A 16,540-nucleotide genomic window follows, 5' to 3' on the forward strand; every position below is an offset into this window, starting at 1 on the left:
CTATCAGATGCCGACAAAAGTGCAAGTTCGCGGTGCTGCTTTTGCAAAAACTTCAGATGTAAAAAACTCTTGCAGCAAACACGCCACAAGAGTCTTTGATTACAATACGTTACGAGTTGTATTGCTTAGTAGTTTTTCATAGGCTGTTTCAAATTTTTGCACATCGCCTGCTCCCATAAAAATCACGACAGCATTTTGATGATCTAGTAGCGGAGAAACGTTCTCTTCTTTGATCACAGTTCCGCCTCTTTGAATTTTATTGCCCAGATCTTCAATTTTAACATCCCCTCGGGATTCACGAGCAGATCCAAAAATATCACATAGATAGACATGGTCTGCAAGATCTAACGCTTCCGCAAATTCATCCATTAAAGCGATCGTACGGGTAAAGGTATGAGGTTGGAAGACAGCAATAATCTCTTTATCCGGATATTTTTGACGAGCGCCATCAATCGTTGCTTTGATTTCTGCAGGATGATGGGCGTAGTCGTCTACGATCGTCATATCCGCTACGATTTTTTCGCTGAAGCGACGTTTCACTCCAGGGAATGAGAGCATCTCAGCGGCAACTTCTTTCATGTCCAATCCTTCTTTGTAAGCCACAGCGATCACACTGAGTGCGTTGTTGATGTTGTGTTGACCAAACGCTGGCAAGACAAAATGGCCAATATTTTCACCATGGATAAAGACGTCGAACTCTGAACCTTGGGTGGTGCGTTCAATGTTTTTTGCTTGAACATCGTCGTTATCGTTGACGCCGTAATAGTAGATCGGGACATCTGCTTCAAGTTTACGCAGGTACTCGTCATCACCAAAAGCAAAAATGCCTTTTTTTACTTGACTTGCCATCGATTGAAAGGCTGAGAAGACATCGTCAATCGAGTGGAAATAGTCCGGATGATCAAAATCGATGTTGGTCATAATTGCATAGTCCGGTGAATAAGCTAAGAAATGACGGCGGTATTCACAAGCTTCAAACGAGAAGAATTCCGCATCGGGCTCTCCATGACCGGTACCATCGCCAATCAAGAAACTTGTTGGCCGGATGCCGCTTAAGACATGCGAAAGCAATCCTGTCGTACTGGTTTTTCCGTGAGAACCAGTCACAGCAATACTCGTATAGGGCTGAATGAATTGGCCAATAAAGTCATGATAACGAGTGACTTCTAAACCAAGTTCTTTGGCCCGTATGATTTCTTCGTGGGTGTCAGGGAAAGCATTCCCTTGGATAATGACCATTTCTGGTTGAATGTTTGCTTTATCGAAAGGCAACAATTTGATTGCTGCTTTTTCTAGATCACGTTGAGTGAAGAAATATTCTTCCACATCAGAGCCTTGTACTTGGTAGCCTTTTTCGTGCAGAATCAAAGCCAATGAACTCATACCGGAACCTTTGATTCCAACAAAATGATGTATTTTGTTTTGATTTTCCATTATTATAATCCTCTTTTCTCAAATCCGCGTCGTAAAAAAACGCGTGTATTGACAAATATCAGGTTGTCACACGACCTACATTATCATACAAAATGAAAAAAATAGCAACGAGTTTTATTTTTCGACTTGACTTTTCTCATCATTTCCTATTTCTAGCAAACGTCCGCGACATTTTCCACAAACAAATTTTTTGATATCCACACGCCGCTGCCGCCGAATCTCGCAGCCACAATTTTGACATCGATAGCAATGCTTAGCTGTTCTTATGGCAGGAGGTGCATACCGCAGGCCTCCCGTTTTTGCCAGCAATGCTTTAAAAGCAGGATCTTGGTGACGATGACCAAGACCTGCTAAATGCAAATGATAGTGACATAATTCATGCTTGATAATGCCGATAAAAACCTCCATCCCGTGTTCAGTAAGCATCACTGGATTGAAATCCAAGTGGTGATCACTTAGATGGTAACGGCCACCGGTTGTTTTTAAGCGAGAATTAAATACCGCTCGATGCGTAAATGGTTTATTGAAAACAGACAGCGAAAGCTCTTCCACCAAACGCTGCAATTCTTGTTGGGTCATTTAGCATTTCCTGGATCGACCATTGTTAAACTGATACGGCCTTTTTTGACATCTACTTGCTCGATCCAAACGGTTACGACGTCACCAACGGAAACAACGTCTTTCGGATGTTTTACAAACGAACGGCTCAGCTTCGACAAATGAACCAGTCCATCTTGTTTGACACCGATATCGACGAAAGCACCAAAGTCGATCACATTTCGAACAGTTCCTTTCAATTCCATTCCCGGTTTTAGATCCTCCATACTCAACACATCTTTGCGCAATAATGGGGCTGGCATTTCATCCCGCATATCACGTCCTGGCTGCATTAACGCTTTTAAGATATCTGTGATGGTTTCTTTCCCGACAGACAATTTAGCAGAAAGTTCTGCTGGACGCATTTGCGCCAACTTCACTTTATTTTCTTCAGATTGTTCTTTCCCAAGCTCCGCTAGAGAAATATCCGCGAGCGCCAAAATTTCTTTGGCAGTGTCATAACTTTCTGGATGAATCCCGGTATTGTCCAAAATGACTTTTCCGCCAGGAATCCGCATAAAACCGATCGCCTGTTCATAGGCCTTTGGCCCTAAGCGAGGGACTTTTTTCAGTTGATTGCGCTGCGTAAATACCCCGTTTTCTTCTCGATAGGTCACGATATTTTGGGCAGTCGTTTTATTTAAGCCCGCCACGTGCTGTAAAAGTGCCGCACTTGCGGTATTGACATCAACGCCTACTTGGTTGACGACCGTTTCCACGACAAAATCCAATTGTTCGGCTAAGCGCTTTTGCGAAACGTCATGTTGGTATTGCCCGACGCCCACCGATTGTGGATCGATTTTAACTAATTCTGCCAAGGGATCTTGGAGACGGCGACCAATACTGATGGCACTTCGTTCTTCCACTTGCAGATCAGGGAATTCATGCCGGGCGATCGGACTGGCCGAATAAACAGAAGCGCCTGCCTCATTCACGATCACATAATATACCTCTTGATCGATCAATTTTAATTGTTCAGCGACGAATTGCTCTGACTCTCGACTCGCCGTCCCATTACCGATTGCGACCATTTCAACTTTATAGGTTTGCAATAAGCGACGAAACGCTGGTCCAGCCGCTTCTCGTTTATTCATCGGCGCCGGTTTATGGGGATAGATCACTTCGATCGCTAATACTTTTCCTGTCTCATCAACGACGGCCAATTTACAGCCCGTTCGATACGCTGGATCAAACCCTAAAACGACTTTCCCCTTCAACGGAGGCTGCAGCAGCAGATTGCGAAGATTTTCTCCAAAAATCGCAATTGCTTGTTCGTCGGCTTTTTCTGTCAACTCATTGCGGATCTCTCGTTCGATCGCTGGTAAGATAAAACGTTTCAAGGCGTCAGCAGCAGCAGTTTGGACAAAACTGGCTGCGGGTGAATCACTATTTGTGATCAATTTCCGACGTAGGTACTCCATGATTTTTTCTTCATCTGCCACAAGCGTTACCTTCAAAATGTCTTCTTTTTCTCCACGATTGGTGGCTAAAACCCGGTGGGAAACCATCTTATTGATAGGATGTTGGAAATCGTAATACATTTCATAAACGCCTTTTTCATCTTTTTCAGCATTTTTGACCGTGCTCTTATACAGTCCTTTGTTAGAATAATAGCTCCGAATCCAACTTCGAAATTCTGCAGTATCACCAATGACTTCTGCAATGATCTCATGGGCGCCAGCCAAGACATCTTCTACAGTAGGAACAGCATCACTCATAAATTCGGTCGCTTTTTCTTGTACGTCACCTATTTTTGAGAAGCTTAACAGCCACTGAGCAAATGGTTCCAAGCCATTTTCTTTGGCGATCGTCGCTTTGGTGCGTCGTTTTTGTTTATAAGGACGATACAGGTCTTCGACGGCCTGCATTTTTGTCGCAGCTAAAATCGCCTGTGATAGTTCAGGCGTTAGCTTTTCTTGTTCTTCTATCAAGCGCAAAACTTCTTGCTTGCGTTTCTCTAGGTTTTCTAAGTACTGATACCGCTCTTCGATTTCTCGAATTTGAACTTCGTCAAGTCCATTCGTCATTTCTTTACGGTAGCGGGCAATAAACGGAACGGTATTTCCTTCTTGCAATAATTGTAACACCGTACTGATTTGTTTTTGGGTAAAAGAGGTTAGTTCTTGTTTCACTAAATCAAGTACCTCTTGATTCATTTCTGCCATTCGTTCTCACCTTTCCTTTGTTGCTTTTGCTATTTTAACATAAAAAAGTCAGCCATTGAGGAAACAAGAAGGCACGAAAGGAACATTGCTTCGGGGCTCTTGTAATGGCTGCTTTTCTCTTTTTAGAAAAGACTTTTAAAAGTCTGGTTGCCAAGGTCCTGCTAAATTTTGATATTCGATATCCTGAAGGACCCCTTTGTCATCAAAAATCACGCCATGCACCGATCCACCAAATACTGCCCCGCCATCGATGCCGATTTTGTCGTCTTGTTGCCAAAGATCCGTCGTCTGCATATCTCCATGCAGCATTGGCGTGATGGTATGACCAAAAACGATCGTTTTTCCTGTACGGTTTTTTCCTTTATGAAATGGCTCGCGAATCCAGATAAAATCGTGGTCGGCGGTCTTCCGCCAATCTTTTTTACTTAAATCCACGCCCGCATGGACAAAAAGATACTTCCCCCATTCGTAATAAAGCGGCCGCTCCATCAAAAACTCTATTAAGTCTCCATATCTACTTCGGATCATCAAGGCAATTTCCGTTGGCGAATACTCTTCAGTAGCTCCTGAATGTAAAAGACTTTCAATCGTTTCTTTGCCGCCATTGCGTACGTAGGCGGCGAACCAATCCTCTGGGGCATTTAGAAATTGCAGAAAATACTCTTCGTGATTGCCACGTAAATAAATCGCTTGATGTTCTTCAACTAATTTCTTTCCGAGCATTAAACACTCTTTGGACTTTGGTCCTCGGTCATTTAGATCACCAATCAAAAGCAACTGATGGATTTTCGGATCATATTCCGCAAGAAGACTTTTAAAAAGATCGGCCATTCCATGAATATCACTGATTGCATAAAGATAGTTTTGCATAGTCATTCCCTCCTTAAAGGCAATTGAGTCTCTTATTATCAATTTTAGCCCTTTGGCTGCAAAATGTCTTGCATTAAAATCAAAAAACAATCATTCGTCTTGAACGGTTCGACAGCATAGAGTCGGGTTCATAAAGACGAATGATTGATTACGATCGGTAAAACCTATTTTCCTGAAACAGCAAAATAATTGCCATCCGGATCGGCAAAATTGAAAACCAGCTGTTCTTCCATCTGAATCAATTCGCCGACTTCTGCTTCCATCTCTAAAAGTTTTTTATAGAGAGCTGTAATATCCTCAGCAAAAAACATGATCGATGGGGAATTTAATGCGACTTCAGGTGAGTGCGTTTCGATGAACTCACGGTCATATAAGACAAAATGAACCTCTGCCTCTTTTGAAGGAGCGATTTCGACGACGGATGTTCCATCGATCGTTTGCTGTTCAATGATCACAAAGCCTAATTCTTGCCAAAATTCGACAGCTTTCGTCACATCATCAACGTAGAGCATCACTTGCATTTGGTTGGAAAACAATGGAAATCCCTCCTATTTCAACTTATTTTTCTTCTTCGGTCGATTCTTGTGTGGGGTTCGAGTTGGTATTGAAGTTCAGTTGGAGTCCTGGTTTGTCGGTCACGATTTCTGTCACCTCATACGTCAGGCGTTTGACGATATCAAACAATGGCTCAACCAAACGATCAGTTTCAGCTTTTGTTAGATCTTCTCCAGAATTGACTTTACGATTCAAAATATGATTGACCTGTCCGACACGTCCTGACAAAACATAATCAGGGAACACTAATTGAAATTCTAGCCGGGCGCCAATAATACTGTTTTTTTCCATATATTCTTCATCTTTGACTTTTAACGGCGCAAAGCCGACATTCAATTTGGTTTCCATTTCTTTGTCTTTCGGTTTCATATCGAAATGATATGCTTCAACGATCGGTTGTTGTCTTTTTAATTCCACTAGATTCACACTCCTTATCTAAAAGTATAGCATAACCTTTTCTTTGAGCCTACTGTATTCTTTAGACAATAAAAAAAAACGGCGAGTGCCGTTTTAATTTGCTTCTTTTAGTGTTGCTAGATAATCCAAGGCATCTTGGACATTGGCGATCGGAACGATTTTCATATCCGTGTCTAACTTTTTCGCTGCTGCTACTGCCTCTTCATAATTTGTTTTGATGGAAGGATCTATTTCACGCTCTTCGTCAGTGATTTCATCATCTGGGGCAAAGAAGATTTCTGCACCACTTTCACTGGCACTCGCTACTTTTTTATCGATCCCACCGATTCGACCAACGGTTCCGTCAGCTGAAATCGTTCCTGTCCCAGCTATGTTGTGACCTTTACGTAGGTTATCTCCGGTCAACTGTTCATAGATTTCAAGGGTGAACATCAAACCAGCGGAAGGTCCTCCGATATTGCCAGAATCGATCACGATCTCTTCATCAGAAGTGATCTCTGTATGATCGACGAGGGAGATGCCAATACCGGCTTTTTGATTGCTCTCCAGTTCAATTAGTTTGCCCGTTGCTTCTTTTTCTTCGCCATCTTGCAAGTAAGTCACGGTGATTTCATCACCAATGGTTTGACTTTGGACGTAGTCGATAAAATCTTGACTGCTTTTAAATTCTTTACCATTGACTGCGGTGACGGTATCTCCAACGGATATTTTCCCAGCAAAGCTGGAATTTGGATCGATCCCCATGACATAGACCCCTTTATAGGTCATTTCATAAGGTAAGTCTGCCAGCTTTAATGCTTGCTCAATCGCACTATTTTGCGAGGATTCCATATAGTAGCGTTGAATGCGGTTGTACTCCTCATCTGTCGCACCGCCTAAAAGTTCTTCCTCACTGATCAAGTCTTGGAATTCATTGAATTTCGTTCCAATCGCTGTGAACACGGTAGCTTGTCGAATTCCAACACTGGTCAAAGAAAAGGAGCCGGCTGATGTGTCTTCTTTTTGATTGACGGTAATCAGCTCTTTTAAATCGATCGTTGCTCCTGGTTGCTCGATATAATAGGGAATCGGCAAAAAGGCACAAGCGGCGATGATTAGCGCTAAAACAAACAGGAGGAAATATTTGATCGTTGATTTAAGATTCATTGGTATCACGCTTCTTTACTATAGCATCGTAGATATTTTGAGGTAAATATTCGGCAACATCGCCGTTAAAGGTCAAGATTTCTTTCAACAAACTGGAACTGATGAAACTGTGTTTTGCGTCTGCTAAAAGAAAAACGGTCTCTAATGAGGGTTCTAGGTGATGGTTCATCTCCATGATGTCCCGCTCATATTCATAGTCTTTCACACTACGAATGCCTCTTAGCAGAAACTGAGCACCTAGTTTTTTTGCGATCGTAACCGTCAGCTCCGTTTCTTGTGCCAGAATCTTGACGTTAGGAATATGGGCGAGGGCTTCTTCGATCAAATGAACTTTTTCTTCACTCGTAAAAAAACTTTTTTTATTGGTATTTGTAAAAACACCCACGATCAGTTCATCAAAAAGCGTGGCTCCTCGCTCGATCAGGTCAACATGACCGGACGTCAATGGGTCAAAACTCCCTGGAAATAAAGCAATCTTTTTCACGTTATCCCTCATTTCTATAGATCGTCACTGCCGATATGCCATAGGTTTGGGCACGGTCCAAATGCAACGAGCCGATTTGTTCTGGTAAGTCGATGGACTTGTCTGTTTCGCAAACTACGTATGCAGACGGACGAATCAATTCATCCTTCAGCATAGCTTCTAACTGTTGCAGAATCTCTTGCTTTGCGTATGGTGGGTCTAAAAACAAATAGTCAAAACTTTGTCCCTCAGCTGCAAACTGCCGTAAAGCTTGATTCGCATCCATTTTTAACACCGTGAACTTTTCGGGTTCTTTGGTTATAGCAATATTTTTGCGGATCACTTTGGTTGCTGGAAAACTACGGTCGACACAAACCGCATGATTGGCACCACGAGAGACCGCTTCGATAGCCAAGCCCCCGCTTCCACTGAATAAATCCAGTACAACTCCTCCATCTAAATATTGCCCTAACATGTTAAAAATCGCCCCTTTTACTTTGTCTGTCGTGGGGCGAGTGTTGTCTCCAGCGAGACTTTTTAATCTGCGGCCACCATATTCTCCGGCTACTACACGCATACGTTTTTCCCTCCAAGATCTTCGTAAATACAAATATAGCACTGTTTCTATAAATAGCAATAAAAAAATGGCGGTGACTCAAGGCACCCCCACTTTTTTATTACACGTTTTCTGCCAATCGAATCATCGTATTTTTTTCTTCGATATCAAACCCTTCGTCTTTCACTGGATAGGCTGCTGACGTACCAATTTTTTCAGCAAAATCCATTTCGACATCTGGTCGATAGGAAGCTTCAACTTGTCGAACAAAGTGAAACTGCTCGATTTTTGTTTTTTTGCTTTCGTATTCTTCTTCGTTCAAATACATGACCACGTATTTCATCTTGCGTGACACATAATGAACAAAACCAAAACGACGCAAATTCTTTAGTTGACGTAGGCTGTAAACCCATACGATCAATCCTCGACGCTTTTGCATCGTAAAAGGCTCTTTATCCTCGTGCATGACAATTTCCTCCACAACTTGATTTTGATTGAAAAAAGGGACTCCCAGCGTCCACTTTGACAGAGGGAGAAAAACAAGTAGAGATCGCCACAGTCAGTTCATCCAGCAAACGCTGCAGTTGTGTTTCACTCCAGCGATACTCACTTACTTGTTCATTAAGATCCAACTGCCGCTTGGCTGTGCGCAACGCCCGTTTTTTTTCTTTGAAATCAGGCGCATACTCACCGTAAGCTTCAATTCTTTCAAAATCTAGTTTTTTTTCTAAAAACGATCGCATCAATGTCTGAACATCAGGGTCTTGATGCATGACCTGTTTCGCTTTTTGATAGGTTTTACACGTTTCACTTGCTTTGATTGCCTTCACAAGTGCTTCGATTTGATCTTCAATCTCAAAAAAGGCTTCATCGTAAATCATCTGACGTACTATCCTCGGTCCCTTCCACATCTTCTTGCACTAAGACTACCATATTTGCTTCAGAAAAAGCAATTCCTATCTTTTCTGATTGTTCATGGGTCAGGCGCTCAGTAAATCTTGGATTACTGAACCAAGATAAAATCGTAAAAGTTGGATCATAAACAGGCGCTTCGAAGATTGAAGCAGATGCTTCCAATTCCTTTTCCGCTAACAACTCTCGCCATTCGTCATTCGATAAGACAAAATTACTTGTCTTTTCCGAAGAAAGTGCTCGTTGATAAGAATGGATTCGTTGAGAAGTCAAATAGTCTGATAGGTTATTCGTCAAATTAAATAAAAGTCCAGCTGCTTCTTGATGTGTTTGGGTATCCTGTGAGAAGCTGTCTAAGCCGATTTGCTGGCGAATTTTATCGATGATAACAAACGCCAGGGTCTCTTTTTCAAGGTTGGCTTGGGCTTGGTCAATTGTTTGCGAAACTTGAAACAGCGGTCGCTGCCCTTCCGTCAAGGGATAAGGTGCCAGTTTAAGTAATGTGGTCTGATCCAAGTAAGTGACGGCTTGCAGTTGGGCAGTCTCCTGATCAAAGAACAAAACAGCAAATGTCCCGTTGTCAAAAGCCACTAATGGACGGTAGTTCATATCTTCTTCCATCAATTCGAAACTGATCGCACGATCATTTTGTGTCAAGGTAAAGTTAGGATAGATCATGGTCAACTCCGTCAAGTCAGTCAAGGTCATGCCCATCGTAAAAGGTGCCAGGGAAGAGCCCCCGGCGCCGATTACTTTGATTGCTTGCACACTTTCACCATCGGTATTGATCTCAACATACTGTTGATCGTCTAATTGATTGTAGACCCGAATTTCAAACTCGTAACCTGATCGATATGTTTGAACTGGAAGACCATAGACTTCTTCGAAATCCGAAACAGGTTCCCCGATCAATTCAGCTAATCCTTGAGCTGCGATTGGTTCGTAATTCATGTTTGTTGGTGCTTTGATTGGGTTTTCGATCGTCACTCTTGAATCTGAAGCGTTTTGCATGAAAACTGGCTGCAAATACACGATTATTAGGGCTAGGACAAATAAGCCGCAAAACAATAATCCTCTTCGCTTCATCTGTGGATCGACTCCTTACTTCTCTTTGACTTCAATCAAAAGATCTCCTGACTGAATTGGTTCCCCATCGGTTACATACACATGTTCAACTACGCCTGAGAAGCGGGCTTCAACCGAAGTTTCCATTTTCATCGCTTCCGTGACCATCAAGGTTTGTCCACGTGCCACCCGGTCGCCTTTTTTGACTAATACTTCTAAAACTGAGCCACTCATCGAAGCACCGATCTGTTCTTTGTTCGTTGGCTCTGCTTTACGTTTCGTTTGAACAGAGCTGATGATTGAGTTGTCCTTAACGACGATTTCTCGGCGTTGTCCGTTCAAGTTAAAGAAGAGTGTTCGGTTGCCTTCAATATCTGGCTCACCGATCTCATCGAGACGAATGATCAAGATTTTGCCTTTTTCTAATTCAACATTGATCGTTTCACCTAAGCGCATGCCGTTAAAGAAAGTTGGAGTATCAAGAACTTTCACATCTGCAAACTGTTCATAAGCTTTTCGATAATCAAGGAAGACTTGCGGATACATCAAGTAGCTCAAGACTTCTTCATGTTTTGGTTCATAGCCGATTTTCTCCGCTAGTTCTTGCTTCACATCAGCAAAATCAACTGGCTTCGCGAATGTTCCAGGACGTTCGGTAAAGGCTGGGCGTCCTTTCAAGATAATGCGCTGTAATTCTTTCGGGAAGCCACCAACTGGCTGACCTAACTCACCTTGGAAGAATGTGATTACTGACTCAGGGAAGCTTAATGTATCGCCTTTTTCAAAAACATCTTTCTCAGACAAGCCATTTTGAACCATAAAGAGTGCCATGTCCCCAACGACTTTCGAAGAAGGCGTCACTTTCACGATGTCTCCAAACATCATATTGACTTCATGATAGATTTCTTTGATTTCATCCCATTTTTCGCCTAAACCAACGGCTTTGGCTTGCTGCTGGAGATTGGTATATTGTCCCCCCGGCATTTCATGCTTGTACACTTCCGTTTGAGGTGCGTTCAAGCCATTTTCAAAGGAATGGTAGTACATGCGGACATCTTCCCAGTAGTGGTTCAACTGTTGGATATTGTCTACATTGATTTCTGGGCAGCGTTCGCCGTTCAATAGTGCATAATACAAACTACTCATACTTGGTTGACTCGTTGCGCCACTGACCGCTGACATAGCGACATCCACGATGTCAACACCGGCTTTAGTAGCTGCTGAGTAAGTAATGATCCCATTTCCACTCGTATCATGGGTATGCAGATGAATCGGCACATCGATCGTATCCTTTAGCTCACTGATCAAACGATAAGCCGCTTGCGGTTTTAATAATCCAGCCATATCCTTGATAGCAATGATATGGGCACCAAGGTTTTGCAATTCTTTCGCCATATCTTTGTAGTATTGTACTGAATATTTTTGACGGGTCGGATCATTGATATCCCCGGTATAACAAATCGTTGCTTCTGCAATTTTTCCTGTATCGCGAACGGCTTGAATACTTTTCTCCATTTGTGGAACCCAGTTTAAACTATCAAAGATTCGGAACACATCAATTCCTTGCGCTGCAGATTCTTTGATGAATTCTTCCAATACATTGTCTGGATAATTGGAATATCCCACAGCATTGGAGCCTCTAAACAACATTTGCAACAAGGTATTCGGCATTTTTTTCCGGAACATCCGCAATCTTTCCCATGGATCTTCTGTTAAGAAACGGTAGGCAACGTCGAACGTTGCTCCACCCCACATTTCACTTGAGAACAATTGTGGCAGGCCAGCTTCCGTCATCGCGGCAATTTTCTTAAAGTCATGGGTTCTTACACGAGTTGCCAACAAACTTTGATGGGCATCTCGGAAGGTTGTATCCGTCAGTAAGACATTGTTTTGTTGACCGATCCATTCAACGACACCCTCGGCACCTTTCGTATCTAAAATATTTTTGGCGCTGACAAAATCAGGCGTTGCTTGGATGTGTTGTGGCATCCGTGGCTCATTATAAAATGGTTTCTTTTGTTTTTCGATCCCCGGAAATCCATTGATGGTAATTTCCCCGATATACTTCATGGTTTTGTTTCCACGATCACGAATCCGAGGGAAATTGAATAGTTCCGGCGTATTGTCGATAAAGGTGGTTTTGGCTTCACCCGAACGAAAGGCTGGATGAGAAACGACATTTCGCATGAAGAGAATGTTTGTTTTTACCCCACGTACACGAAATTCTTTCAAACAGCGCATCATTTTCTGAATCGCTTGATCAAAGGTTGCCGCATGTGTACAGACTTTTACAAGCAGTGAGTCGAAATACGGGGTTACCACCGCACCTGCGTAAGCATTTCCGACATCTAAACGAACCCCAAACCCACCCGGAGAGCGGTAGGTATCGATCTTACCAGTATCTGGCATAAAATTATTCGCTGGATCTTCCGTTGTCACGCGACATTGAATCGCAACCCCTTCGAAGCGAATATCTTTTTGTTCAGGAATCCCAATTTCTTTATGCAGATCCTTGCCTTGTGCAATTAGTATTTGTGTCGTCACGATATCTAAATTGGTGATCATTTCAGTGATTGTATGTTCCACTTGGACCCGAGGGTTTACTTCGATGAAGTAAAATTTATCGCCTTCAACTAAAAATTCCACTGTTCCGGCATTGATATAGCCAACATGCTTCATCAATTGAACGGCAGCTTGACAAATTTTTTCCCGTTGTTCAGTCGTCATTGACACACAAGGTGCCACTTCGACTACTTTTTGGTGACGGCGCTGAACAGAGCAGTCACGTTCAAATAGATGGACGACATTTCCGTGCGTATCCCCTAGAATTTGGACTTCAATATGTTTTGGATTACTAATATATTTTTCAACGTAAACTTCGTCACTACCAAATGCCGCTTTCGCTTCACTTTTGGCACGTTCGTAGCCATCACGTGCTTCTTTTTCATCATGAGCGACACGCATGCCTCGACCACCGCCGCCAAGAGCTGCTTTGATCATGATTGGATAGTCATGTTCGTCAGCGAATGCTAAAACGTCGTCAATCGATGCCACTGGACCGTCAGATCCGGGAATGGATTGAATCCCCGCCTCGATCGCTGCTGCTTTTGCTTTGATCTTGTCGCCAAAAATATCTAAGTGGTGAGTGGATGGTCCGATGAAAATCAAACCTTCTTCTTCACAGCGCTGAGCAAAGCCTAGGTTTTCTGATAAAAAACCATACCCTGGATGAATCCCTTCAGCCCCGGCTTTTTTCGCTGTGCGAATAATATCTTCAATGTCTAAATACGCATCAATCGGCCGTTTGCCTTTCCCCACTAAATACGCTTCGTCTGCTTTAAAACGATGGACGGAGTATTCATCCTCCGCAGCATAAATACCGACTGTTTTGATTCCTAACTCCGCACATGCGCGGAAGACACGAATCGCGATTTCTCCACGATTGGCAACAAGAATTTTCTTCATCTAATCCACTCCATTCAATTGATCAATAATTCAAATAATATTGTTTCCTCTTTTCTTCGGCACTGATATTTAATACAAAACCAATACAAATCGACAGCATCAGCAAACTTGACCCACCCTGACTTAAAAACGGAAAAGTGATTCCCGTCAATGGGATCAAACCAGTGATCCCCCCTAAGTTGATGAAAATCTGAGACATAAATAATGTCCCTATGCCGATACACATCATGGAATTAAAGGGATCTCTTGAACGGATACCGACAAGAAAGATCCGTCCCACCATATAGAACAAAACGCCTAAAATGATGATCGATGGGATCAAGCCTAATTCTTCCATAACGATCGAAAATATATAATCGGTGTGCGCTTCGTTTAAGAAGCCACGTTTTTGGATACTATTTCCAAGCCCGCGCCCGAAAAGTCCACCGTTGAACATTGCGTAATACCCATTGACCATTTGATGACCTGTATTGTATTCATCAGCAAACGGGTTCAAAAAGGATGAAAAGCGACTATAAACATAAGCTGGTAAAAGCTTACCGCCAGTTAGATTCACAAATAGGACAATCAACATACTCCCAACGATACCTGCCAACCCCAATATCAAAGTGTACAAGTAATTCAATCCACTAGATAATAAAACGACAAAAGCCAGTAGCATGACGATCACAGCATTCCCTAAGTCGGGATAAAAGGCCATGATCCCGGTGTAGACGAAAACGATTCCGATTGGACGCCAAACCGTTTTCCAAAACTCTTGTTGGATGCCTTTTTGACGATAAGATAGCGTCACCGATAAAAACCAGATGACAATAAATTTCAAGTACTCAGCTGGTTGAATAGAAAAGCTCGCAATCGTTAACCAACCATGGGCCCCGTTTCTTCTTGGGAAAAAGAAAGCAGCGATCAATAAAAACAAGATGACGATCATGGCGATCTGGACAAATTTTTTATTCCGAAAAACATCCGTTTTCATTTTATACATGACAGTGATCGCTACTAGGCTCACCAACCAAAATAATGTTTGATTGATGACGTAAGAAGCAGCTGTGGTCGGTTGTGTGGCGGTCATCGCCACATAAGATGTGGAACTATAAACCATCATCAAGCCCGTGACACACATAACAATATATGGTAACAAAATACTATAATCTAATAAATGTCTTTTCTTTACTTTTTCTGGCAAGTTTATGCCTCCTTGCCGATTTCAGGTGTCCGCTGGTCTTCATAGACCTCGCTGTACAATTGGTTCAGATCTTTTTCGAGATCCGCCATCAATTGTTGTCCTGTTTGATTATCGACGATCCCCAAGCGGATCGCAAATGCCACTTGCCGTGATAGACCATACATCTGGGTATCAACCACTTCTTCAAATGCTTTGCATTGTGCGATACATAAACTATTTTCTTGGTTTCGGATCAGCTTTTTGATTCGTTCTGCGTCATCTCTAAGCAGATCTAGCGCTTTTGTAGAATCGATGTGCTCCATTCCGGTCCCCCCATTTCTTCGTTTCACCATTATAGCATATTCTCTCTGGCTTTTGCATCATTAGATTGCATAGAAATACGTAAATGACGAACTTTAACGAGTATATTTTCAAAAAGTTCGTTTTTTAGCGAAGATCGTTCGTTTTTTCAATTTTTCATTCGCTTTATCTTCATGAATCGCGCTAATAGCCGTGAAACAAGCGCCCGATGTGGAACATAACGCAAAAAACGTCCTTTACTAAAATTTAAGAAAAGCTGTTCTATCAACTTTTCTTAAAAATATTCCTGTTACTTTTTCCACAATTTATTTTTTAAAAAAAGAACAGGTCCAAAAGTCCCTGTTCTTTCACTTTGCATGAAAAGAAAAATCGTTTACCTTGTTTCGTCGCCGATCTTGCCATCTCCATTGATGTCCTCATCGGAAAGACGTTCGACTTCTTTAATAAAACCTTCGCTCATCTCTTGATAGTTCTGCTCACCAACGACCGCATCATCAGGAATTTGATCGACATTCGCAAAAAACTCAATATGATTGTGTAGATTTTCAAAGCGCATAGGAGCATCTCCGCCGTATTCACCATCAAGGTTGATCATTAATCGATTGACCTGCTCTGGCGCGTCTACTTCAAGAAAAGATGTTTTCGTATAAATCAGACGACGATCGTTGATGTGTTTCCCACCATTCATCATTAAAGCAACTAAGTGGACGATCTCAAAAATATTGGCCGTTTTGACAATGATCAACGAAAATTTCCCATCGTCAAGCTTTGCATCAGGCGCAATCTGTTCAAAGCCCCCCACTGAATTCGTCAGCCCTAAAAAGAACATTGAGGCTCCGCCAATGTATTCTCCGTCTTCATACTTTAGATGCATTTTGATCGGTTTGACGCGGGGCAGTAATTCGGCTCCTTTTGCTAGATAAGCTAAGTAGCCAAAAACACTTTTCAACTCAGAAGGAACATCATAGGTCAGTTCTGTTAAGTGTCCGCCAGCAGCGATATTGATAAAATACGTATTGGGTGTTTTTCCGACATCCATCTTCACCGTCTGCTGTTTTAAAATCACTTCCGCAGCTGCTTTGATATCGGTCCGAGGAATCTTTAGTGCACGTGCGTAGTCATTGGTGGTTCCTCCAGGAATAATCGCCATCTTCGGGCGTTTTTCTAATGGAGCGATTCCGTTGACGACTTCATTGATCGTACCATCGCCACCGGCCGCTACCACCAAATCAAAACCAGCTTCACCGGCTCTTCTTGCTTCATCACGGGCGGAAAATGGTGCAGCGGTCGTGGCAAACGCACTCGCCTCATAACCGCCTCTTTCCAAAACATCTAAAATATCTGCTAAATTTTTTCGAATCAATTCTTTCCCAGATGTCGGGTTATAGATTACTCTTGCTCTTTTCATC

16 protein-coding genes are annotated in these 16,540 nt (G+C 42.5%); all 16 read right to left on the minus strand.

From position 1 onward, the window contains the following. Positions 1-99 precede the first annotated feature (99 nt). On the minus strand, positions 100-1,434 hold the full coding sequence (gene murC, locus IGJ74_RS10075; protein ID WP_005235767.1) for a UDP-N-acetylmuramate--L-alanine ligase: 1,335 nt from the start codon (positions 1,432-1,434) through the stop codon (positions 100-102). 114 nt (positions 1,435-1,548) lie between these two features. Next, a complete protein-coding gene (locus tag IGJ74_RS10080) occupies positions 1,549-2,013 on the minus strand; it encodes a SprT family protein (RefSeq protein WP_005235765.1) in 465 nt (154 codons plus the stop codon). Then, positions 2,010-4,196, minus strand: coding sequence for a Tex family protein (locus tag IGJ74_RS10085; protein WP_087664095.1), 2,187 nt, complete (start codon positions 4,194-4,196; stop codon positions 2,010-2,012). The genes IGJ74_RS10080 and IGJ74_RS10085 overlap by 4 nt, the downstream gene beginning before the upstream one ends. Before the next feature lie 135 nt (positions 4,197-4,331). Then, positions 4,332-5,066, minus strand: a complete 735-nt coding sequence (locus IGJ74_RS10090) for a metallophosphoesterase family protein (protein WP_034878541.1) — start codon at positions 5,064-5,066, stop codon at positions 4,332-4,334. Between the two features lie 164 nt (positions 5,067-5,230). After that, the gene (locus IGJ74_RS10095; protein WP_005235761.1) at positions 5,231-5,602 is read right to left on the minus strand and encodes a VOC family protein; all 372 of its coding nucleotides are present in this window, start codon (positions 5,600-5,602) and stop codon (positions 5,231-5,233) included. 22 nt (positions 5,603-5,624) lie between these two features. Then, positions 5,625-6,038 carry a DUF1149 family protein gene (locus IGJ74_RS10100; RefSeq protein WP_008380094.1) on the minus strand — a complete coding sequence of 138 codons (414 nt, stop codon included), beginning with the start codon at positions 6,036-6,038 and terminating at the stop codon, positions 5,625-5,627. A gap of 93 nt (positions 6,039-6,131) precedes the next feature. Beyond that, on the minus strand, positions 6,132-7,184 hold the full coding sequence (locus tag IGJ74_RS10105) for a SepM family pheromone-processing serine protease (protein WP_008380096.1): 1,053 nt from the start codon (positions 7,182-7,184) through the stop codon (positions 6,132-6,134). Continuing rightward, a complete protein-coding gene (coaD, locus tag IGJ74_RS10110; protein WP_005231326.1) occupies positions 7,174-7,668 on the minus strand; it encodes a pantetheine-phosphate adenylyltransferase in 495 nt (164 codons plus the stop codon). Before coaD ends, IGJ74_RS10105 begins: the two co-directional genes overlap by 11 nt. Before the next feature lies 1 nt (position 7,669). Further along, positions 7,670-8,224, minus strand: coding sequence for a 16S rRNA (guanine(966)-N(2))-methyltransferase RsmD (rsmD, locus tag IGJ74_RS10115; RefSeq protein ID WP_218193070.1), 555 nt, complete (start codon positions 8,222-8,224; stop codon positions 7,670-7,672). 100 nt (positions 8,225-8,324) lie between these two features. Beyond that, entirely contained in the window at positions 8,325-8,669 is a 345-nt protein-coding gene (locus IGJ74_RS10120) for a YlbG family protein (protein WP_005235753.1), read from the minus strand. Further along, a complete protein-coding gene (locus IGJ74_RS10125; RefSeq protein WP_005235752.1) occupies positions 8,656-9,084 on the minus strand; it encodes a YlbF family regulator in 429 nt (142 codons plus the stop codon). The genes IGJ74_RS10120 and IGJ74_RS10125 overlap by 14 nt, the downstream gene beginning before the upstream one ends. Next, a complete protein-coding gene (locus tag IGJ74_RS10130; protein WP_005235750.1) occupies positions 9,071-10,201 on the minus strand; it encodes a CAP-associated domain-containing protein in 1,131 nt (376 codons plus the stop codon). The genes IGJ74_RS10125 and IGJ74_RS10130 overlap by 14 nt, the downstream gene beginning before the upstream one ends. A 15-nt stretch (positions 10,202-10,216) precedes the next feature. Next, positions 10,217-13,645 carry a pyruvate carboxylase gene (locus IGJ74_RS10135; protein ID WP_218193071.1) on the minus strand — a complete coding sequence of 1,143 codons (3,429 nt, stop codon included), beginning with the start codon at positions 13,643-13,645 and terminating at the stop codon, positions 10,217-10,219. Positions 13,646-13,667: 22 nt separating this feature from the next. Next, positions 13,668-14,831: an FtsW/RodA/SpoVE family cell cycle protein gene (locus tag IGJ74_RS10140; protein WP_008380107.1), complete on the minus strand. Its 1,164-nt coding sequence runs from the start codon at positions 14,829-14,831 to the stop codon at positions 13,668-13,670. 2 nt (positions 14,832-14,833) lie between these two features. Continuing rightward, on the minus strand, positions 14,834-15,133 hold the full coding sequence (locus IGJ74_RS10145; RefSeq protein WP_008380108.1) for a YlaN family protein: 300 nt from the start codon (positions 15,131-15,133) through the stop codon (positions 14,834-14,836). A gap of 371 nt (positions 15,134-15,504) precedes the next feature. Further along, on the minus strand, positions 15,505-16,539 hold the full coding sequence (locus IGJ74_RS10150) for a diacylglycerol kinase (protein WP_005235735.1): 1,035 nt from the start codon (positions 16,537-16,539) through the stop codon (positions 15,505-15,507). Position 16,540: the final 1 nt, after the last annotated feature.

The organism is Enterococcus sp. AZ009 (assembly GCF_050548785.1).
Lineage (GTDB): Bacteria > Bacillota > Bacilli > Lactobacillales > Enterococcaceae > Enterococcus_D > Enterococcus_D entomosocium.